Origin of the sequence: Blautia pseudococcoides, assembly GCF_001689125.2 — a bacterium.
Classification (GTDB): domain Bacteria; phylum Bacillota; class Clostridia; order Lachnospirales; family Lachnospiraceae; genus Blautia; species Blautia pseudococcoides.
Window position 1 is genome coordinate 3745998 of record NZ_CP015405.2, and the last position, 21773, is coordinate 3767770.

16 protein-coding genes are annotated in these 21773 nt (G+C 47.2%); 6 read left to right on the top strand and 10 right to left on the bottom strand.

What is annotated here, in order from left to right; translation table 11 throughout:
* Nucleotides 1-110: 110 nt before the first annotated feature.
* From A4V09_RS17675 to A4V09_RS17685, 3 genes are all read left to right on the top strand, one after another.
* The gene (locus A4V09_RS17675) at nt 111-302 is read left to right on the top strand and encodes a histidine kinase (protein ID WP_084043653.1); all 192 of its coding nucleotides are present in this window, start codon (nt 111-113) and stop codon (nt 300-302) included.
* Nucleotides 280-1875: a response regulator transcription factor gene (locus A4V09_RS17680; RefSeq protein ID WP_065543497.1), complete on the top strand. Its 1596-nt coding sequence runs from the start codon at nt 280-282 to the stop codon at nt 1873-1875. Before A4V09_RS17675 ends, A4V09_RS17680 begins: the two co-directional genes overlap by 23 nt.
* Before the next feature lie 185 nt (nt 1876-2060).
* Nucleotides 2061-2969 (top strand): AEC family transporter, encoded by a 909-nt coding sequence (locus A4V09_RS17685; RefSeq protein WP_065543498.1) that lies wholly within the window; start codon nt 2061-2063, stop codon nt 2967-2969.
* A gap of 129 nt (nt 2970-3098) precedes the next feature.
* Here the strand turns inward: A4V09_RS17685 and A4V09_RS17690 are convergent, their stop codons facing one another.
* From A4V09_RS17690 to A4V09_RS17710, 5 genes are all read right to left on the bottom strand, one after another.
* A complete protein-coding gene (locus tag A4V09_RS17690) occupies nt 3099-3617 on the bottom strand; it encodes a cysteine hydrolase family protein (protein WP_065543499.1) in 519 nt (172 codons plus the stop codon).
* Between the two features lie 17 nt (nt 3618-3634).
* Nucleotides 3635-4744: a butyrate kinase gene (buk, locus tag A4V09_RS17695; protein ID WP_242963860.1), complete on the bottom strand. Its 1110-nt coding sequence runs from the start codon at nt 4742-4744 to the stop codon at nt 3635-3637.
* A gap of 18 nt (nt 4745-4762) precedes the next feature.
* The gene (locus A4V09_RS17700) at nt 4763-5428 is read right to left on the bottom strand and encodes a DUF6320 domain-containing protein (protein ID WP_065543500.1); all 666 of its coding nucleotides are present in this window, start codon (nt 5426-5428) and stop codon (nt 4763-4765) included.
* A gap of 2 nt (nt 5429-5430) precedes the next feature.
* Entirely contained in the window at nt 5431-6708 is a 1278-nt protein-coding gene (locus tag A4V09_RS17705; protein WP_065543501.1) for a hypothetical protein, read from the bottom strand.
* 132 nt (nt 6709-6840) lie between these two features.
* Complete coding sequence (locus A4V09_RS17710) at nt 6841-7827, bottom strand: alpha/beta hydrolase (RefSeq protein ID WP_084043654.1); 987 nt, start codon at nt 7825-7827, stop codon at nt 6841-6843.
* Nucleotides 7828-7970: 143 nt separating this feature from the next.
* Here A4V09_RS17710 and A4V09_RS17715 point away from each other — a divergent pair, with 143 nt between their 5' ends.
* Entirely contained in the window at nt 7971-8609 is a 639-nt protein-coding gene (locus A4V09_RS17715) for a DUF305 domain-containing protein (protein WP_065543502.1), read from the top strand.
* Between the two features lie 99 nt (nt 8610-8708).
* Here the strand turns inward: A4V09_RS17715 and A4V09_RS24600 are convergent, their stop codons facing one another.
* The 3 genes from A4V09_RS24600 to A4V09_RS17725 form a co-directional block, all read right to left on the bottom strand.
* Nucleotides 8709-8861, bottom strand: coding sequence for a hypothetical protein (locus tag A4V09_RS24600; RefSeq protein WP_157123522.1), 153 nt, complete (start codon nt 8859-8861; stop codon nt 8709-8711).
* Between the two features lie 28 nt (nt 8862-8889).
* Nucleotides 8890-12159: a carboxypeptidase regulatory-like domain-containing protein gene (locus tag A4V09_RS17720; protein WP_065543503.1), complete on the bottom strand. Its 3270-nt coding sequence runs from the start codon at nt 12157-12159 to the stop codon at nt 8890-8892.
* A 198-nt stretch (nt 12160-12357) separates the two neighbouring features.
* Nucleotides 12358-13719 (bottom strand): ABC transporter substrate-binding protein, encoded by a 1362-nt coding sequence (locus A4V09_RS17725; RefSeq protein ID WP_065543504.1) that lies wholly within the window; start codon nt 13717-13719, stop codon nt 12358-12360.
* A 247-nt stretch (nt 13720-13966) separates the two neighbouring features.
* On the opposite strand from A4V09_RS17725, the gene A4V09_RS17730 reads away from it, so the two are divergent.
* Nucleotides 13967-15025: an aldose epimerase family protein gene (locus A4V09_RS17730; protein WP_065543505.1), complete on the top strand. Its 1059-nt coding sequence runs from the start codon at nt 13967-13969 to the stop codon at nt 15023-15025.
* Between the two features lie 3 nt (nt 15026-15028).
* Here the strand turns inward: A4V09_RS17730 and A4V09_RS17735 are convergent, their stop codons facing one another.
* Nucleotides 15029-17077: a beta-galactosidase gene (locus A4V09_RS17735; RefSeq protein ID WP_065543506.1), complete on the bottom strand. Its 2049-nt coding sequence runs from the start codon at nt 17075-17077 to the stop codon at nt 15029-15031.
* Nucleotides 17078-17322: 245 nt separating this feature from the next.
* The gene (locus A4V09_RS17740) at nt 17323-18231 is read right to left on the bottom strand and encodes an AraC family transcriptional regulator (protein ID WP_242963861.1); all 909 of its coding nucleotides are present in this window, start codon (nt 18229-18231) and stop codon (nt 17323-17325) included.
* A 205-nt stretch (nt 18232-18436) separates the two neighbouring features.
* Here A4V09_RS17740 and A4V09_RS17745 point away from each other — a divergent pair, with 205 nt between their 5' ends.
* On the top strand, nt 18437-21712 hold the full coding sequence (locus tag A4V09_RS17745) for a DUF5107 domain-containing protein (RefSeq protein ID WP_065543507.1): 3276 nt from the start codon (nt 18437-18439) through the stop codon (nt 21710-21712).
* Nucleotides 21713-21773: the final 61 nt, after the last annotated feature.

Sequence of the window (21773 nt, forward strand, 5' to 3'; positions counted from 1 at the left end):
TAATACTAACATACAGATCCCATCTCTGCCCTTCTCCATAACCATCCCTAAAATGGACAGCTTCTTTCACTGAAACCTTAAGCACCATTAAGTCCTTAATTGAACTGGAAATGAATGATACCGCAGTAAAAGCGGTTGCCGCCATGTCTGTGTTCTACCGGAACTCCCTATCCAAAGGCCGGTTCATCATTCCTTTAAAGCAGGAACTGGAGCTGACAGAGCAGTACCTTTACATACAGAGCCTCCGGTATATGGAGCTGCCCAAAGGAGGAGTAAAAAATGAAAACCTTGATAATCATTGATGATGAGCTGTTTTTTCGTAAATCCATATGCAGCCTCATAAAGAAACAAGAGAACTATGAAATCATCGGCGAAGCCAATAACGGGGCCTCCGGTGCTGAAATGATACGGGAATTAAAACCGGACATTGCACTTGTGGATATCTCCATGCCGGTTATGGACGGCCTGGAAATGATCCGCTCCCTTGTATCAGACTGCCGGACAAAATTTATCCTCTCCACAGGTTACAATGACTTTGCCTATGCAAAACAGGCAATTATCCTGGGGGTAAAGGAATATCTTTTAAAGCCAGTCGACAACCGGGAACTACTTGACTGTCTTGATAAACTGAGCCAGGAAATTGACGGGGAACGCCGCAGGCAGGGTGTGATATCTGATTATTATCAGACACGGAGCCTTTACCAAAAACATATGGCACTAAATTTCTTTGGCAAAGCCATTTCCGGTGACTGTCCGCCGGAGGAATTTGCTGTGTTAAAAAAACAGGCTGAACTGGAAAGTACCGACTGGTTCATGGTCCTGTCTTTAAAGCTGAACAATACCAATACTGCTGTGTGGAACTGGGAAACTGACCTTTCCCTCTGTCATTCCATTATGGAAAACATTTGTACAGAAGTCCTTCATCAAACATATGAAAATCTGCTCTATGTGGATTATTCCCTCTTCCACCAGTATATTATCCTTGGACTAAAGAACAATTTCTGTGAGGTTACACATCTGGAAAACCTTTGTGAGCACCTGATAAAACTGCTGAAAGAAACAGTACATATTCCTGTAAGTATTTTCAGCGGAACTCCAAAACACGGTGCACAGGGAATAAAGGCTTCTTACGAGGAGGCCCTTTCCGTCCAGCACACCAGCAGCTACAAAAACCTGACGGTATTTAAGTATTATAACCCTGAATCCCTGTCCCCTGAAATTGATATCACCTCTGATATCTGCCAGGAAATCCTGCTGTTATTGCGCAGGAAGCAGGAAGAACAGATGGTCCAATATATTTGTGCCACCTTTGACAAAATGCAGGAATCCAACTGCCATATCCGTAAAATCTATCTGACTGCAGCCCTTTTTATCACAACGCTGGACGACTTTATTACTGAGTGCGGCTGTTCGGATTTAGAATTTACAGGATTGCAGAATGCCCTGGACTCATACAAAAACTGTGAAAACATAGAACAGCTCAAAAAACTGCTTACAGATACATATGCCTCTGTACTGGAATACCTTGGAAAAAATACAGTCTCCGGCAAAACCTCCCTTATTGCGGATATCCAGCTTTATATTGAACAGCACTATATGGACCCTGAATTGAGACTGGAATCTATTGCCTCCTATTTCTTTGTGAGCCCTCAATATCTCAGTACACTTTTCAGCCAGGAAAGCCATACTACACTGAGCAGCTATATCAACATCTACAGGATGCACAAAGCCAAAGAATTTCTGCTGCAGCAGTCGCCATCCATCCAGAACACAGCAGCTCTGTGCGGTTTTACAGATGCCGGGTATTTCAGCAAATGTTTCAAAAAATTTTACGGAATCTCGCCTAAAAACTTTTTGGCACTACGTTCCTCCTGATGGTGTCTGCGGAATTTAGCTGCATAAAACAGATGCTTATTGCCAAAACCTTCCTTTTGTGCTAATTTAAGTAGTATTGAAAAAAGAAAGGACTATGTAACGGTTCCATGTCCACTGTTATGGCAGATGAATGCATTACGATACGGCTGCCGTAAGGACTCTGAACGGTTACAGGACTGCAGAACATGACAGAGATCTTAACCAGGGCCGCTTCGCTTATATGCATGGTCGCCCTGGCCTTTACATTGAAAAAAATACATATCCTGAAAAAAGAGGATTTCCGTGTGGTATCCGCCCTGGTGGTGAAAATCACACTGCCCTGTGCTATCATCATTAATTTCAGCCGGATGGATTTTGACGCTTCCCTATTCTTTTTGGTTCCCATTGGTTTCTGCGGAACCCTGTTTTTGATCGGGATCGGATATTTTATGGCAAGAAAGAAAAGCCCGGATGAAAAAGCGTTTCAGATGATAAACCATTCCGGATTTAACATCGGTACCTTTGCCATTCCTTATCTGCACAGTTTTGTGGGACCCTCCGGTGTGATCGCGGCATCAATGTTTGACATCGGCAACGCCCTGCTCTGCACCGGCGGAACCTACGCGCTGGCTTCAAGTGTGCAGGACCCACATAACAGGCCAACCATTGGTTCCCTGTTAAAAAAGACGTTTTCATCCATCCCCACCTTGACCTATCTGCTTATGACACTTTTAAGCCTTCTGCATATCAGGCTTCCCGATGGCATCCTCACCCTTACAGAGATCGGAGCGGATGCAAATGCATTTCTGGCAATGGCAATGCTTGGAATCGGCATGGAACTAACCTTAAACCGCAGGCACTTCTCAGCCATCACCCGCATCCTCAGTGTCCGTTATCTGACAGCCCTGGCTTTTTCCCTGGCAGCCTGGTTCCTTCTCCCTTTTGACAGGACACTGATAAAAACACTGGTCATCCTGCTCTTCTCACCCCTGGCATCCTTTGACCCTATTTTTACAGAGAAATGCGGAGGAGATGTGGGGCTTTCCAGTGAAATTAATTCCATCAGCATAATCATAAGCATTATATGTATGACACTGCTTTTCATTATTCTATAACAAATCCCTATCCGTCATTGCGGGGGCCATTTAGCCCCTCAACGGAACAGCACCAGATTTTAGATGTGAATCTGAAAATCTGGTGCTGTTTGGGAATTGGTGTGCTAGAATGAAAAAAAGCTATCCAAACTATTTTATCTGTATCTGGCAAGCCCTCATAGCCTCCAGTGCATTTCTATGTCTCTCCTCCGTAACGCCCGCGCAGCAGGATGCATCCACAGAGATCACCGCCTCCGGAAGTGCTGCCTTCAATATCATAGCATTGGAAATAACACAGATATCTGTGCACAATCCTACAAGCTCTATCTCCTCATATCCATCTTTTCCCGCCAGATGAGCCAGCATTGTACTTCCAAATGTAGGTTTTTCCGCCAACCTGCAGCCGTCTGCCAGTTTTCTCAGTTCAGGTACCAGTTCCCACCCCTCAGTCCCTCTGATGCAATGGGCCACTGGCAGGTTCCTGCCCTCCTGGGTCTCCATATAATTGGTCTCATGGGTATCAAGGGTAAACACAACTGTTTTCCCCACTGCTTTGGCTTCCCGGACCTTCTTAACCACATTTTCCACAATGGCTTTGGCCTCTTTGGAACCAAGAGCGCCTGTCACGAAATCAACCTGCATGTCAACTACTACTAATAACTGCTTCATTGTTTTATCCTCCATTTTTATTGATACAGCTCGTCCTGATAGATATGAGCCTTTTCCCGTCCCTGCAGGATCCGCAGCGCGCCATAGGCCAATGCTTCCAGCTCCATCTCCCCGGGCATGATCCTGACAGGTCCCAAAAATTTAATATAATCCATGATCCAGTCTGTCAGCATCTTAGAATGAGCCATAGCCCCGGTGAGAATTATGGCATCCACATTTCCCTTCAGGGCCGGAGCAAGCTGTCCAATCCCCTTTGCCACCTGATAGGCCTGCGCTTCGTACAACAGCTCCGCCTTTTGGTTTCCCCGGCGTATCATTTCCTCAATCTCCCGGCAGTCATAGGTTCCCAAATACGCCTTCAGACCTCCGTCCCCCCGAATTTTCCGCATGAGTTCTGCCTTTGTATACTTCCCGCTGTAACACATATCAACAATATAAATAATCGGCACACTTCCCGAACGCTGGGGAGAAAAGGCTCCCCCGTCATCACTTAAAGCATCCACTATCTTCCCGTTCCTGTGGGCGGAAAACGAGATTCCTCCACCCATATGCGCCACCAGAAAATTCATTTCCCCGTAAGATTTTCCTGCTTCCTCCGCTGCTCTCCGGGCCATTGCTTTGCTGTTCAGTACATGGCAGAAGCTCTGCCGCACCACCTCCGGTATCCCGGTAATACGTGAGATCTCCATAAACTCGTCAGATGACACCGCGTCGTAAATATAGGCAGGTATGCCAAGAGGCGCGGCAACGGCATCTGCGATCAGCGCCCCCATATTGGAAGCATGCGGGCTGATGGGCCCCTCCAGGATCCTGTCCTTCATTGCCTGATTCACCGTATAGCCTCCGGCTTTTACAGGCGGCAGAAGGCCGCCTCTGCCCACAACCGCGCTCAATCGCTCCACCTTATATAAATTCTTTTTCAGGCAGGTCAGAACCATATCCCTTCTGAGCGGAAACTGTTCCTTTATCTCCTGATGACTGTCCAGGAAAATGGCATCATGCTCAATCTCTTCCCGGAACAGTTCTTCCCTGTCCCTGAATACTGCTATCTTCGTAGACGTAGAGCCCGGATTTACTGCAAGAATATCGTATCCCATGGTCTCACGGTAATTGCCCACTGCCTTCATCCTTACGTCTCCCTTCTATTATAAATGTGTCTTTTTCCTCAGCTCCTCACCCAGGGCTCTCCCCTTAAAAATAGCTAAGGCAGAAAGCATCAGCACTGCCCCTGCCACGCAGAGCACTGACGGCATTCTGACACTGACGGCACCGCACAGCAGAAGGACCAGGGGAACAAGACTTCCCACAGACACCATGACCATATAAATCATATAATGCGGCACCGGTGCCCTGGTAACGAACACAATTACCCACAAAATCACATAGACAGCCAGCAGCACAATGGGAATTCCAAAATCTACAGACCATCCTCTCCATCCCGTAATATAATCCCAGAATAAAAAAACCGCCCACAGAAGCACTGCCTCCCAAACCGCATTTTTAAACAGATTCCTCCGTTTTACAATTGCGACCGCGGATAGAATCCACATACATCCCACTCCCGCCAATACATATCCAGACCAAAAGCTACGGAATCCTAAGATCCAATTTACAGAAACCGCAGCGACACAGGCTGCAATACATACAAAGGAAAATATTCGGAATCCCATGGCCATGCGGGAGCTTTCCCTTCTCAGGTCAGGAAACATCTGGCTCTCCTCCTCCGGAGTCCCCTCCAGATTCCCCTGGCAGAGGGGACATTTTCTGCGGGGATTTCTGACTGTAATTTTGCACCGTTTACAATACTGCATCCTCAATCCCCTCCTTTTTCCCCGCCAAGGGCTATGATCTCCACCAAAATCCCCTGCTCAGTCAGCATACGGAAGAAATTTCGTTCAATCCTTGTATTTGCATACCCGGAAGTAAAGCTGACCGTCAGTTTATTTTTCCAGGAGCACATACATAGCTCCATTTTAGGCGTACTGGTGTAAAAATCAAACCAGTCAATATAAGGTTCACACTCTACGGGCATTTGAATCCTCCCAATATTGGAAAAGACAGCCGTGTCCGCAGAGGTGGAAAAAGCGGCTCCTGCCTGCATCCCCCACAATTTGAGCGGGAGAGGCAGAATGCGCATAAAAGGATTTTTCTCCATCCGCATAAATCCATTCATACGCGCTGCGATCCGCTTAGGTGTCAGCTCCTTTTTGAAGAACTCTGCTGTAAAAGCAATGACATCCTCCAGCTTTTCGCTCTGTTTTGAAAAATTATAACCAATATCAATCCACCCGAAAAAATTTCTGACGGATGAGGAGGGAAAATAACTCCTCAGGTTCACGGGGATCATCAGGGCCACAGGCCGCTTCTTCTGTCTCGGACTCATATCCCTTGCAATGGCACAGAGAAGTACAGCCGTGAGATATACCGTTGCTGTTGTCTGAAAACTGCGCGCTGTGCTTATCAGCGCATCTGTGGGCACAATGCCTTCCACCAGTCTCATCTGCCCGTATTCCAGGCGGTGATATTTAAGCTGATGGGATTTGTATTTTGGAATATCCTCAGCAGCCTCTTTGTTGGAATAGTATTTATCAAAGCTGTCCTCAGCCATCTCCTCATCCGTGGCATCCGCCTGCACCTGGGAAACCGGGCCTTTTACACAATGGGGGTACGCTTCCATCAGGTAATAATATATAAGGCTTTTCAAAAACTGAAGCGCCCCGGTCCCGTCCGTGAGAGCGTGATACGTCTCAAAACTGATACGCTTTTTATAATAAGTAACCTCAAAAAGAAGGTTTTTCTGGTCTCTCACGTAAATCTGACTGCAGGGCGGACGGTACTCCTCCCTGACCACAGGCCTCAGTTCTGACTCCTCCAGATAATTCCAAAATATACCGCAGCGCAGGACACAGAGGAAAAGGCTGTAATCCTCCATACACAGATCAAGGGCCTTCTGCAGCTTTTCAGGGTTTATCTCCTCTGTAAGCTGACAGGAAAGCCGAAAGACACGCTCATCCTTCTTCCCGCTGGTGGCAGGAAAAATCTTTGCTGTATTCTCCAGAGTCCTCCATTTTTTTCTGCTGAAATGGGCCATTCTCTCACTTCACTTTCCGGAATGTGCATGAAACACATTTATGGCAATCGGTACGTTACACTTTATGGGACCAAATCCACCCTATAGCCGGGTATGCAGACCGCCGGAATGAATTTCAGACACACTTTAATCTCAAACAGATATTTTTAAAAATCTATTGACGTAATCATAAGTTTCCCGCACTGCCGGATATACAGGCTCCAAAAGAAAAAATCCATGTATACCGTCTGCGATGCGGTGCGCTGTCACGTCCACGCCTGCCGCTTTCATTTTCTCCGCGTAATCCTCCCCCTCATCCCTAAGAGGGTCCAGTTCCCCTGTGATCACCAGGGCCCTGGGCAGACCGGAAAAATCTTTTGCCAGCAGAGGCGCAAAATAAGGATTGTGCCTGTCCTCCTCACAGCTCTGGTAAAAGTCCAGATAGTCTGCCATGTTCTGCCTGGTCAGAAGATAATCCCTGCCGTTTTCCAGAACAGAAGGATAGGCGTTTTCCTCACTATAATAATTATTAACACAGGGATAGATTAATATCTGCCTTTTTGGCATAAATTCCTTCCTGTCCCTGGCCATCTGGCAGACAGCCGCAACAATATTTCCCCCTGCGCTGTCTCCCATAAGGGTAATCTGGTCAGGCTCCGCGTTTAAAATGGTCCGGTCCAGAAACACAGCCTTGGCTGCAGCATAACAATCCTCTATCTGGGTGGGGAATCTATGTTCAGGTGCTAATGGATAATCCACAGAAACTACCACATGCGCCGTATTCTTTGCCAAGTTCCAGCATACCCGGTTATAAGATTCCACGCTTTCGGTCACAAATCCGCCTCCGTGTATGTAGAGGATGACCGGATATATATTATCCGACATTTTCCCTGTATCAAGAGATTTATTTTTCTCCTGGAAGGCTTCAATATCCACCGTATCGTAAGACTCCTCATTAGGAAAATAAATTCGCACAGGCACTTCCCTGCCTTCATTGTAAATCTTTGTGTCCAGTGTCCGGTAAAAAGGCTTGAAGGGATCCAAGATCTTCAGATTCATGATCCGTCTGGATTTTTGGAGATCCAGTTTCGTCTCCGGCTCGGACAACGCTTTCAGTACCAGGTGCATTGCTTTATTCATGAGCAGATTCTCCTTATTTTCTTATATTGATTGTTGCAGATATTTGGTCTGGTGTCAATGCGAAATAAAAAGGAAAGGGCCGCTGCATTATTTTCTCTGTTTCCGGCAACACTATCCGTAAAATCAACATTTGGAGGCCAAAGATGAAATTATGTAAACTTATTCCCATATCCCTTGCCGCTCTTATCCTCATGACCGGATGCGGTTCCGGAAAATCCAATACGGAAGATTACCTGAAAGAAGAAAATGCCATTATGGATAAAATGATGGATGAAATGGACCGCGCCCAGAATACCGGCAGTGCGGAGCTTGATTTTCTCAACGGCATGATCCCCCATCATCAGTCAGCTGTAGATATGTCCAAAAGTTATCTGGAATATGCCGGAAAAGATGGTGAATTCAAAGGTCTGGCAGAGAATATAATCAGTGCCCAGAATACGGAAATTGACCAGATGAACACTATGATAGAACGTTTTCAGAAAGTGGAAAACCCGGATAACGAAAAAGAAGCTGCCTATTTGGAGGATTATCGTGCCATGATGGATAACCATCACAGTTCCCACACTGGGGCAGAAACCTCCGACCTGGAGACAGCCTTTGCGCAGGGCATGTCCATGCATCATCAGATGGCAGTGGATATGGCAGAGATAGTCCTTAAATATACAGATGATGAGGAGCTTACAGCGTTTGCTGACAACATCATCACACAGCAGAAAAAAGAAATTAAAGAAATGCGGTCTTATCTGGATGATAACACGGACAGCGGCAGCCATAAACATTAGGATATTCCGGAAACTTACGTGCTGCCACACCGGAAATAATCCACAGAAAAAAGATATCTGCCCCGGATTCCACAAACCGGGCAGATATCTTTTATTTTCTCACCCTGAAAAAATCACTCCGGGAGCCTCACCCGAATTCCTGCCCGGTTCGTCCGGCGGCAATGGCTCATCCGTGCTGTCACCCGGCTGCAGTCCTGTATTCTGAAAAGTCATATCCAAAAGGCTGCCTTCCGGAGCAAACCTCTGCCACAACAGTGATGACTCCCGGAACAAGACATCCTCATTTCAGGATCAAATCTTTATATGCCTCATCCACATCTTTCTGAGACGCATCCGGGTTGTCCAAAACACCCTGTGCATGGTCCAATGCATCCGCAAAATCCTTCCAGCTTTCCGTGGTATATCCATCCGGAGCCAGCTCTGCCTTCTGCTCTACCGCTGCCTGTAAAACTTGAACGGATACCAGGGCATCTTTTGCGTCGTTCAAGGCTTTGACGGCTTCCATCACATCTTCCTGTGCTGCCTCCGGATTTTCAGCCACACCTTCTGCTGTCTCTTTTACCTGCATAAGGGCCGCATAGCTGCTCTGGGTATAATCTTCCGGTTTCAGGGTTCCCGCTTCTTCCAGAAGATTGTTTAACTCCTCTTTTTCTACCGGTTGATCCGGCTCTTCCGCTGCAATACATCCAACTCTGATATTGTCCATGCGGCACCATGTATCAGCCCCCATGTTACCGTAAAATCCAATGGTCAGCGTGTTGTCTGTAACTTCTGCTTCCAGGCCGATCATCTCATATACATTATTGGTAGGAATATTTTCTTTTGCAATGATCTGGTCTGTTCCGTCTTTAGCATACATATAGAAATCATCCGTATCCTTAACGCCCGCATTTACCATCACATGAACCGTGTAGGTGCCATTTGGGATATCATGCAATGTCTGATATGTATGTCCCAGATATGGAGAGGACCTGTAATAAGATAAACTTCCCTTTCCTTCGTATATTTCTTTTGCTCTGGCGGTAATATAACAGCCATAAGGAGAATAGGTATACTCATTAACCCATCCGACAGAAAGTGCCTGCTCAAAATCTCCGTTCACGATCTCTGTCTGTTCGGGGATCACCAGATCAACTGTCTCCTCCGCACCTTTTGTCACCTGAACATTCTGCTTTACCGCGCTCACCGCGTGATCGGCGGACGCGATCACCTGATAAACCCCGCCCGTCACATTTTCAAGACGGAATGTGCCGTCCGCTTCTGTCTCAAGCTGATATCTTGTCATATCGTCTTTGGTATTGCAGCCTCTCAGTGAAATCTTTGCCTTTCCTGCCGGATCACCATTTATATCCGTCACAGTTCCGGTAAGCGTACCTGCGTTTATTTCCATAACCGTATCAGCCGCAAAAACGGTTTCACCCTTTTTCACCTCTACCTGGACAGGCCCCTGATCCGCATATCCCTTTTTCTCAAAATACAGTTTGTATATGCCTGCTTCGATGGCGCTGAAGCTGTATTTGCCTTCTCCGTCTGTAGTCTGGGTAAACGCAGAATCATTATTTTTCAAAATAACTTTTACGGATGAAAGCGCACCGCCGCTTTCATCCGTAACTTTCCCCGATACATCGCCGGTGTTGATGGCAAGTGTGAACTGAATGCCTTCCGTAGTATCATTTGGAAGTACCGTAACTCTCTGAGGTTCCTCCTGCAGTGCATACCCGTCACAGGATGCAGAGATCAGATAAGTTCCCGGTTTCAGCATATTTACGGAAAAACTCTGTTCCTCCTCCGTTATGGGGACCTGACAGGTATATACATCGGTTCCGTCTTCCCTTACAGCGTGTATGGAAGCATTTTTGCCCACAGCATCCGAATGTATGGTTCCGGATACTGCTCCGCGCTCTGCTGTGGTATCTGCCTTTACAAAAGTAATATCATCTATGTAGCAGGCCGCTTTTTCCTTGCCGTCAGCCAGAAATCCCACTTCCACGGCGCCCCCGGATACAGGAACATTTTCCAAAGAGACCTGCCTCCATTCCGCTTCCATATCAGAGATATCACAGGCAAATGTCATGCTTCCGCTTTTTGCATACATCTGCAGCACATGGAAATCACCGCTGCCTTTTACATATGCCGTCATGTTGTATTCACCATCAGGCAGTTCCACATAGGGGGTTGTCTTGACCTCCTGGGAGATACTTCCGACAAAATCTACAGTATCTGTAAGGGCAAGCCCATATTTTCCGGTTACTACATTCCCGCTGTTTTTAATGGGAGAGCTGCCTTTTTCCACAGTATTCTTCCATCCAGCCAGGGATGCTGCCGACACACGGTCCGCGTCAAAACTTCCGTTTTTAATGTAATTATTATCCTCCGCAGCACGCCATTGCCCGGCTGCCATATCCAGATCCCAGGAACTTAAAGAGTTGAAATAGGGTACATCACCATCAAAGGATAATGGACACCACTGGTTATAGCCCAGTCCGTTATTTGCAAAGTCAGACCATCGGTCACCACAGAAAAGAACGGTATCCTGAGCACCGCCCTGGACTGTATAGAAAAATCCTGTCTGTGATACATGGCAGAAGTCATCACTGCATCCCGGCATCACCTGCATTTTAGATTCCGTACCTTTTTGTTCCAGGTAATCCGGTTCCAGACTGTCCAAAACCATATAGTATGCATGGGATGCATTCCAGCCGTACAGATCCGACGCGCAGATGTAGTATTTGCCGTTGTATTTGAACATACAATTGCCTTCCCTGCCATCCCCCTGGAATACTTTGTAAGGCTCTCCGATTTCTATTTTACCATCCGCGTTCTCCCTGATCTCTGACAGGAAGATCCTGTTCCGTCCTCTGCCGTAGGAATACAGCAGGTAATCTTTTCCTGTGTCTTCATCTGTAAATACCGTCTGGTCGCCGGTATTGGAGGTTCCGCCTGTATAAGATGCCATATTTACTCTCCGGTCCCACTTAAACTGGCCGGCAGGACTGTCTGATCTGAGAAGTAGAACCTGTTTTGTTACACCGTCTTTTGAGGTATCCCCTCCCGCATTGTCAATGACATCACCAGGGTCTGCAAACTCATGCTGGATGGCCATCACATAAGTTCCGCTCTCCTCCATGTAAGCCACGCCCATTCTGCCCAGCCATGTTGCCGGATTACCGTTGGTCTGTTCTACGCCGCTCACCTCAGACTCTGTCAGCACATTGCCCTCAAACTTCCAGTTTGTCAGATCATCCGAAGTATAACATGTGACTGCTTCAAATGTGGTCGCGCTGTAGCTTTTGGCTGGATTTTTATAAAAAGCTTCTGCCTCTTTATACTTTACTCCATACCAGTAATACGTGTCCTTTCCCGTATCCGGATTTTTGAATTTAAAAATTCCGCCCCCCTGGGAATAAATCGGATCTCCGTCAACATCATGCCAGAATATATCATTTTTTATATTCTGTGACTGGGCCTGCACAGTCTTTGGTGCAGCCGCACCTGATGCAGATGCCATGGCAAAGGCCATGATCCCGCAAAGCAATAAACGTTTTTTCATTCTTTTCCTCCTAAGTCATTATATATTACTGCCATTACTTCACCGCTCCCGTAATACCTTCCGCAATACTCTTCTGCAGGCAGAAAAATACCACTGCCGTCGGAATGGTACGTCCTCCTTTTATATCCGCTTTATACAAAATTTGCTGCTGCCTTTACTCAGCAGCAGCAAACCTCTCTATGAAATATTTTGTTCTTCTCAGCCTCCCATATTGAACTCTACAGTCGCCTGGGCCTTTTCTATCTCAGCATCCATGTCCGCATTCTGCTGTGTAATATTAGAAAGGGCAACGCCAATGGCATCTCGTGCATCATAGTAAAATGGTCCTGTAATGTTTGACGGTGTCTTGGTGGCAAAATCTACGATCTTAGCATAGACCGCGTCGTTCCCGAAAAAGGCAACGTCCTGGTTATAAATATCAGATTCCGCTGCCGGTGCCCATGTGGAAAGAGCTCCCTTGCTGATCAAATCGTCATACAGTTCTGTGCTTCCGGCAAATGTGGATTTGAAGAAATCTTTTGCCAGTTCCTTGTTTTTACAGTTGGAGGTGATAACCCAGGAGGAGCCGCCGCTGTTGGAATAGTTGGTTGCCCCCTCAGATTTGTCCAGTTTCGGCATATCTGTGATCGCCCAATTTCCGGACTGGTCCTCTTTTCCTGTTACGGTGGCCATGATCCAGCAGCCGTTCATAGCTCCTGCAACGGTACCATTATTGATAGATGCAACATACTGATCCCAGTCTGTCACTTCCACAAGTGTCCCGTCTTTTACCATCTGTGTATAGATCTCCATACATTCTTTCAGGGCGTCATTGCCTACTATATTGATTGAACCGTCCTCGTTAAACATGGAGGCACCACAGGACTGGAGCATCATCATGATCTGGTCCGGGGAGCCGGCCTGTGCGGTTATCATCGGCTGTCCTGTCTTTTCTTTTACCACTTTCGCTTTCTCCATAAATTCAGACCAGGAAATATCTGTGAAATCATCAATGGTGAATCCTGCCTGCTCCAGATAATCCGTGCGCAGACAATTGATCACAGCGCCGTTGTCAAAGGGAACCCCCAGATTTTTGCCGTCTACTGTGGAGTATGCTGCCTTTGCACTTGAAAACTGTGTAAAATCAACTCCTGAATCCGACAGGTCTGTAAATACATCCGGATAATTGGTGGCATATTTCTGGAAGGAATTATCCTGCATCAGAAAGATATCAGGCAGTGTGCTCAAATCCCCCGCTGAAACGGCTGTTGTAACCTTTGTCTCAATATCATCGGACTGCATCTCCGTAACTTTAACCTGGAACCCGGGATGGTCCTTGGCATAAAGTTCCGCTGCCTTTTCAATGGCATAGATATTAAAATTAGGGTCCCAGCACCATGCGGTCAGGGTATTGTCATCACCTGATGCGGCTTCCGCGTTATCTTTTTCTGTACCTGCATCCTTTTTTGTCTCTGTTCCCGCATTCCCTTTTGTCTCTGTACTTCCGTCACTTCCTCCGCAGGCTGCCAGTGAAAATACCATTGCGGAAGCCAGGAATACTGCTACTACTTTTCTTCTCATAACTTAACCTCTCAATCCTGATTACTGTTTACATGTTACATGTTTGCGCGCATTTTGAAGATTATATTGATCCAGCCGGATATTACTGCCCACAATTTGCTTAAACCACAGCTTTTGTTCAGTGACAGCTGAATTTCTTCTAATTTTATGTAAACCTATTTTTTCTGGTAATTTCTGTTTTTATCTGTTATAATTGGTCTCAATTTATCTTTCCCCTAACCGGGGCAAGCCTAAAAAGGAGGCCTTTATGAAAATCTCACTGCTTCAAACTATCTCTGCAGACCAGATGGAGCTGGAGGAATATTGTATGGATAATGGCATCATGTCCGTCCATGTCCTCTCCTACGGCTGCGCTTTAACCGGCATCTATGTGCCTGACAAAAGGACAGGGAAAAGAGTCAACATTCTGTTATCCTTTGACGATCTTACGTCCTATCTGCACAATCCTCTGTACTGCGGTGCTGCCCTTGGCCCCAATGCGGGCCGTATTTCATGCGGAACCCTGGGCATTGACGGCAGACATTATCAATTATCCCAAAACGATGGTGCCAATCACATCCACGGCGGCTTTCACAATCTTTCTTTTCAGAACGCCGTTTTGGTCAGCAGGGAAACCCACAGGGAATCTGCAGCGCTTACCTTTCAGGCTGTGCTTCCCCATGGTCTGGACGGCTATCCCGGCAGCCGATGTATTCATATCACCTACCGGCTGTTCTCTGACAACCGTCTGACCGTCAGTTTCCGTGCATCCAGTGACCGGGAGACTTATCTCAATCTGTCCAGCCACGCTTACTTTAATCTGTCCGGGGATTTTACCAAAAATGTCCATACTCACAGGCTGTCTGTCCGGGGAAACGCGTTTGCGGAAAATGACGAAACACATATACCTGTGGGAATATCCCATACCGACGGAACCCCCTTTGATTTTTCCACCCCTGTCTCCATACAGGAAAACATGGACAGATACCCGCAGAATGTGCAGATACAGAGGGCCAGAGGATTGAACCATGCCTTTTTGTTAAACAAAGGACACAACCCTTCCGATCCATCCCTGGTACTGGAAGATCCTCCATCCGGACGAAGCCTGAAGCTCTATACGGATACCCCTTCCATCGTGGTCTATTCGGGAGGCTTTATTGAAAATACTTATAAAATCAATGGGGGATGCCTCTCATCCCCGCACTGTGCCATAGCCCTTGAGCCACAGGATATCCCCGATACTCCAAACTGCGGCCTGGCTCCCATGCATATCCTAAAGCCCGGTGCGCTCTATCTAAGAACTTTCACCTATGCCTTTTCTTTTTAAAATCTATCTTATCTCGTCCCTTGCAGATACGACACTTAGCTCACAGGCTGTGCCGTTCCGCATTTCGGGCCATTTTTCCAGAAACCTTTTATGGCCTTCACGCAGTGCGTAAATTTTCACCAAAAGTTTTTCAGGAAAATCAAAATACCGCAGGCTTAATTCTGCCGGCTCCCCGGTATAGTAATAATCATTGAGCAGCTCATCTTCCTGATATATTTCAAGCTTATCTCCTCCATATGCAAATGTAAGGATACAATCCAGTATATCTTGCGCATACTGTATCTCTGTTTCATACGTCCTGCTTTCTTCATCCTCAGAGATCAGACGGAATTTTGCGGAGGTCTTACTGCTCTCCTGGTTTCTCTCATAAACAGTGAAGATGCCGTCCCTGCCGCATCTGGCAAAGCCGGGAATTCCGGACGATAGGTCAGGATAACATTTTATCTTTGTATGCAGTGCCCCGGTTACCTTTACCTCCCCGTCCTCTTCCCACACATAATTATCGGAGAGTATCAGATAGTCTCTGTCCAGTGTGATTTTCCATGCGTTCAGAGCATCCGCCCTGGAAAGATGCAGCGTCCATGCCGCGTCTTCCCCCTTCCAGCAGTAAAACGGCTCATAGTCACCGTAAAATACATAACAAGTCTCCGAACCTTCCAATCTGCAAAGAGGTATTGCGGCTGCCGAGGCCAGTTCCTTGTCCCCCAGTTTCATGTGATAAGGGAAGAACCCATAAGCTCCGGAAGGTATGTCCATTTCATGGAATTCCACAGTGTCTCTGCACCTTCCTGTAAGCTTTACCCCTCTGTGGGCATCCATGGTTCTTTTTCTCTGATAATTATTAAAAAATACATATCCGTGCTTGTCATCATGTCTCCACGAAGTCCTGAGTGAATGGGTATCCTCAGGGCTGATATCCGCAGGCGCTATCTCCTCCGGAAGTTTCGCCATGTCATCCCCAAAATCAGCCAGAAACATGGCAAGCAGTTTGATCTCTTTATATGACTCCGATATCTGTCCGTATTGGCGGATCGGGGCAAAAAAATCATAATTTACCACAGGAACATTGTTGGGATACCCACTCTCTTTGCTCTCCTGCAGGGTAGAAAACTTTCCTTTAGGATTGCTCCCCCCATGATACATATAATAACCGAGCATAGCCACACCGGAGCCAAGTTTTGCAAGAGACATGGCTCCGATATCCGTTCCCGTGGGCACAGGCCTTCTGTGTTCCGTGGGCTGCAGACCACCGCCCAGCTCTGCCGTCAGATAAGGAAAATCCTCGGGGGAAAATGTCAGCTCAGAACACACATGATGGTCGTTGGCTACCAAGGCATCATTCCTTTTGCCGCTGAAAACGTAATTCTCATTTGCCTCTATCTCCGTAAGCCGTGGATCCCAGGGAGCTTCACAGTAGCCTGCCATTACCGGCAGCATACCGCCGGTCACGGCGCCGCCCCACCCGGTAGCCGTATAAAGCGGCACCCGGAAGCCTGTTTTTTCAGCCAGCCCTTTCAGGGTCCTCATGTGTTGTTCCCCGGCTTCACCGGAGAATCCTCCCACATGTCCATACTCGTTTTCAATCTGTATACCGATCACGGGACCGCCGTCTTCGTACATCTGTCCCCTGACCTGCTCATAGATCTGCGTCCAAAACCGCTCTACATAGGCGAGATACCTCTCGTCGTCGCACCTGAGCGTGAATCCTTTCTGCATCAGCCAGTCCGGAAAACCACCGTTTCTCACCTCACCATGACACCAGGGTCCAATACGGAGAAACAATTTCATATGGGTTTTCCGGCAGAGTTCCACAAACTTCTTCAGATTCCGGCACCCCTCAAAGACAAAGGTCCCCTCCTCCTCCTCATGATGTATCCAGAAAACATATGTAGCTGCTACGGTAATTCCGCCTGCTTTCATTTTCCGCAGGGATTCCTCCCAGAACTCCTCCCGGAAGCGGCTGTAATGGATCTCACCCATTACCGGAAACCATGGATTTTCGTCTTTTATCAGATAATTTTTGTTATATGTATATCCCAAATAAAATCCCATCCTTCCATCCTCAGGTATACTCCAGGGCACTTGCCGCACTACAGGTGCCATAGCCTGCACTGTATATACTGCAATCCTTTCCTGTTCTGGCCGCCGGAGGATTTATGTTGGTTATAGTATATACGGTAATGCCCAAGGGTAAAATGCTGTATTCTGCTATTTGATGGACTATTTTCCATTTACAGAGCAAAAAACCGGATTTCGCTGCGCTCCTGCAGTCAAAATCCGGTATTTTTACATAGTCCTTAATCCTTGTAATGAAAAAATTCGCTGTTTTTGTACTCCTTTGGGGATATTCCCACTACTTTTTTGAAAATTCTCGAAAAATAATACTGGTCCTGATACCCAAGCTGCTGCGCCACTTCATAAATATAGAGGTTAGTGGAACGCAGCAGTTTGCAGGCCTCCTTCATTTTAAGGCTGATATAAAAATCCATAGGCGCGTGCTGGGTATATTTCCGGAATATTACATTCAGATAACTTTTAGACAACTCAAATTCCTCTGCGATCTGCTGAAGGGTCAGCTCCTCATGCAGATGTTTGTACATATAACGCACCACATTGGTCACATGGCGGTTCTGCTCCAGCGTGGTGTGGTGCTTTTCCCTGTTATACGTCTCAGCAAGGATCAGGGAGAGCACTTGGGATATGTAGATAAAATTCCCAAGGGTATAGTTTCCGTCCAGCACACGGAACAGCAGCTCAAACAAAAACATCATACGGTTGGTGGCGTTATCCGAATTAAATGTCACTGTTTTACACTCTTCAAGCGGAAAATATTTCACATCCTCCCCTTTAAAATGGACCCACAAAATACTCCAGGGGTCATCCTCGCAGGCATGGTATCTGTGTCCGCAGTATTTGGGTATGCAGAAGGCCTCATTCTCATGGATCATATACTTTCTGTTATTTACATATACGAATCCGCTTCCCGCTGTGCAGTAAATAAAAATGTATTCCTCAATTCCATCCCTTCTTTCTCTGTAATGATGCGTTGCACAGGGGAAAAAACCCACATCTGTCAGGAACAGCCTCCGAACAAGAGGATGCTCCACATAATCCTGAAAAGCCTCTGTGGGAAGCACCACCATGCGCTCCCCCTTAAATCCGTCTCTTTTTCTTTCTTCTGCGATTTCCTGTCCAAATATATTCATGAAAATATAGTATCACACCAGTGTAATATTGTCCATGAATAGCCAGAATATGATATTCCTATTCTGCGAACAGAATAGTAAAATAATTGCAGAACAAATGGAACGGCGGACAGATTTACACACCTCCGCCTCATAAAAAATAAAAGGTAACCGTTCAGTCAATAAGAAGACCTGCTGGATCGTTACGATAAAAGGAGCTAAGCATATGTCACAAACAAAGCCGGTAAGAATCTGGGAAGAACCCTGGGTTATTCCCACCTACAAAGTCTATCCCCCGGAAAAAAGCCCTCTTTTTATTGAAAAACGGGCTTATCAGGGAAGCACCGGAAAAGTATATCCGCTTCCGGTAACGGAAAAAATCTCTGACACAAAAGAGGACGTAACCTACCATGCCGTCTGCCTGGAAAATGAATATCTAAAGGTGATGATACTCCCCGAACTGGGAGGACGTATCCAGAGAGCCTATGACAAGACCAATGGGTACGATTTTGTCTATTACAACCATGTGATCAAACCTGCGCTGGTAGGGCTTACCGGGCCATGGATTTCAGGGGGGATCGAATTTAACTGGCCTCAGCACCACCGCCCCTCCACATACTCCCCGGTGGAATATACCACAAAGGAGAATCCGGACGGCTCCTGCACCGTATTTGTCAGTGAGATTGATAAAATGTATGGTACAAAAGGCATGGCATCCATTACTCTGTATCCCCAAAAGGCCTATATTGAGATCAAGGGACAGCTCTACAACAATACAGACCTCCCCCAGACTTTCCTGTGGTGGGCCAACCCTGCTGTCCCGGTAAATGACCATACCTATTCCGTTTTTCCACCCGATGTGAACGCTGTCATGGACCATGGAAAACGAGCTGTCTCCACCTTTCCCATTGCCACAGGGGAATATTATAAATGTGACTATTCCGCAGGTGTGGACATTTCCCGTTATAAAAATGTAAAGGTTCCCACCTCCTATATGGCTGCCCACTCAGATTATGATTTTATCGGAAACTACGATGAGAAAGAGGAGGCCGGGCTGCTGCACGTGGCTGACCACCACATTTCCCCCGGCAAAAAGCAGTGGACCTGGGGAAATGGGGACTTTGGCCGTACCTGGGACAGAAATCTGACAGACGGGGACGGTCCCTACATAGAGCTGATGACCGGGGTTTTCACAGACAACCAGCCGGATTTCACCTGGCTGAAGCCCCAGGAAGAGAAGACTTTTGTCCAGTATTTTATGCCTTACAAAGGTGTGGGAAGAGTTGGCAACGCCACAAAGGAGGCCATGGTCAGCATCAGCACCCCCGCCGCCGACGGCACCGTCACCTTAAAAGTCTATACCACGGGAGTTTATGAACATGCCTCCATCCATGTTATGGAAAAGGATCAGACTCTCTTTGAGACATCTGCGGACCTGACACCTGAAAAATGCTATGAAGTTTCATTTCCGGCACCCGTCCATATGCCGGACTGTAAGGTGACGGTATCCCACAGCGGCAGAGTCCTGGTTGCATATGCGGTTTATGAAGAAAAGCTGAAACCCATCCCTGAACCTGCCAGTCCTATGAAAGCTCCTCAGGATATGAGATCCCTGGAAGAACTTTACCTGGCGGCTTCCCACCTGGAACAGTACCGCCATGCCACCTATGAACCGGCTGCCTATTATCTGGAAGGTCTCAGACGGGACGCCACGGATATCCGACTGAACAATGGATACGGCCTCCTGCTTTTTAGAAGAGGGCATATAAAAGACAGCATCCGCCACTTTCAGGCCGCCGTGGAAAAACAGACCTGGAAAAATCCTAACCCCTATACCGGGGAATGTTATTTTAATCTGGGGCTGGCTCTGGAAGCTGACGGACAGGAGGCACCGGCATTCGATGCCTTCTACAAATCCACATGGAGCGCCGAGACACAGAGTACAGGCTTTTACTGGCTTGCCTGCCTGTCCGCCCGAAAGGGAAAATATGAGGAGGCCCTGGAATTTGCCGGAAAGGCTCTGCTGCGCAACTGGCACAGCATGAAAGTCCGCACCCTGAAAGCAGCTCTCATGAGAAAACTCGGCAGGGACAACACCATCCTGGTGGAGGAAAGCCTTTCCATTGACCCGTTATATATGGGGTGTCTGTATGAAAAAGCCGCCTCTTCCGGCATGTTCCTGTTCTGGAAAGAGATAATGCGCAGGGAAGCCCAGAATTACCTGGAACTTTCCTGTCTGTATAAAAACGCGGGGCTGTATGAAGATGCACTGAGGATCCTGAAAGCCTGCGAGGCCGAATATCCCATGCTGTTTTATTACCGGTCCAGCATCCATCTGCTGACAGACAACCGGGAGGCTGCCCTTGCCTGTGCAAAAAGGGCCGAGGCAGCACCTTCTGACTACTGTTTCCCTAACCGGACCCAGGAATACGGCATTCTGACGGATGCGGTGAACCTGCTGGAATCCGCCCCCATGGCACACTACTATCTTGGTAACCTTCTGTATGATAAAAAGCAGTATGAGGAAGCCATTGTCCACTGGGAAATATCCGCAGCGGAAAAACCGGATTTTGCCATGACATGCCGCAATCTTGCCATTGCCTACTATAATAAGAAAAATCTGCCTGAAAAGGCTCTGGAGATGATGGAAAAAGCCTGCCGCCTGGACAGCACTTACCCAAGGCTGTGGCTTGAATACGACCAATTGGCAGCAAAACTTTGTATTCCGGTAAAAGAGCGCCTTGAAACCATGGAATCCCACCCAAAGATCACGGCACAGAGAGACGACTTATACCTGCGATATATCACTCTCCTGAATGGTACCGGACGTTACAGGGATGCCCTTGCCGCCCTCACTTCCCGGCAGTTCCATCCGTGGGAAGGCGGGGAAGGAAAGGTAAGCGCCCAGTACCGTTTTGCCCTGATACGTCTGGCGGAGGAAAGACTGGAAGAGAATGAACCGGAGTATGCCTTTTCCCTCCTGGAAGCCTCTCTCACCTATCCGGAAAATCTGGGAGAGGGAAAACTGCCTAACGTACCGGATAATGAAGCCTTCTACTTCATGGGAAAAGCCTGCCGTTTGATGGGACAGGAAGAAGAATCCGTAAAATATTTCCGCCTGGCTGCCTCAGGCTCCCAGGAACCCTCCTCTGTCCTCTATTACAATGACCAGCCATCTGATTATATCTACTATCAGGGGCTTGCATACCGGGAACTGGGGGAGGAAAATGCGGCAAGAAAATCCTTCCATCAGCTTATCACATACGGGGAAAAGCATCTCTTTGATAAGGTATCCTATGATTTCTTTGCCGTCTCCCTGCCGGAGATCGAGGTCTTCCAGGATGACCTGCCGCTTAGGAATACCCAATACTGCTGCTACTTAAGAGCATTGGGCGCAGCCGGACTTGGTGAAAAAGAAAAAGCCATATTACTGCTGAATGAAATTCTGGGGAAACAAAATGATCATTTTAAAGCCGAAGCGCTTCTGCGAGAATTACTATAGTAGTAATAGAGAAGGGTTCAGCCCTTATTTCTATCCAAGAAGAAGGACCAAAACCTCTTTT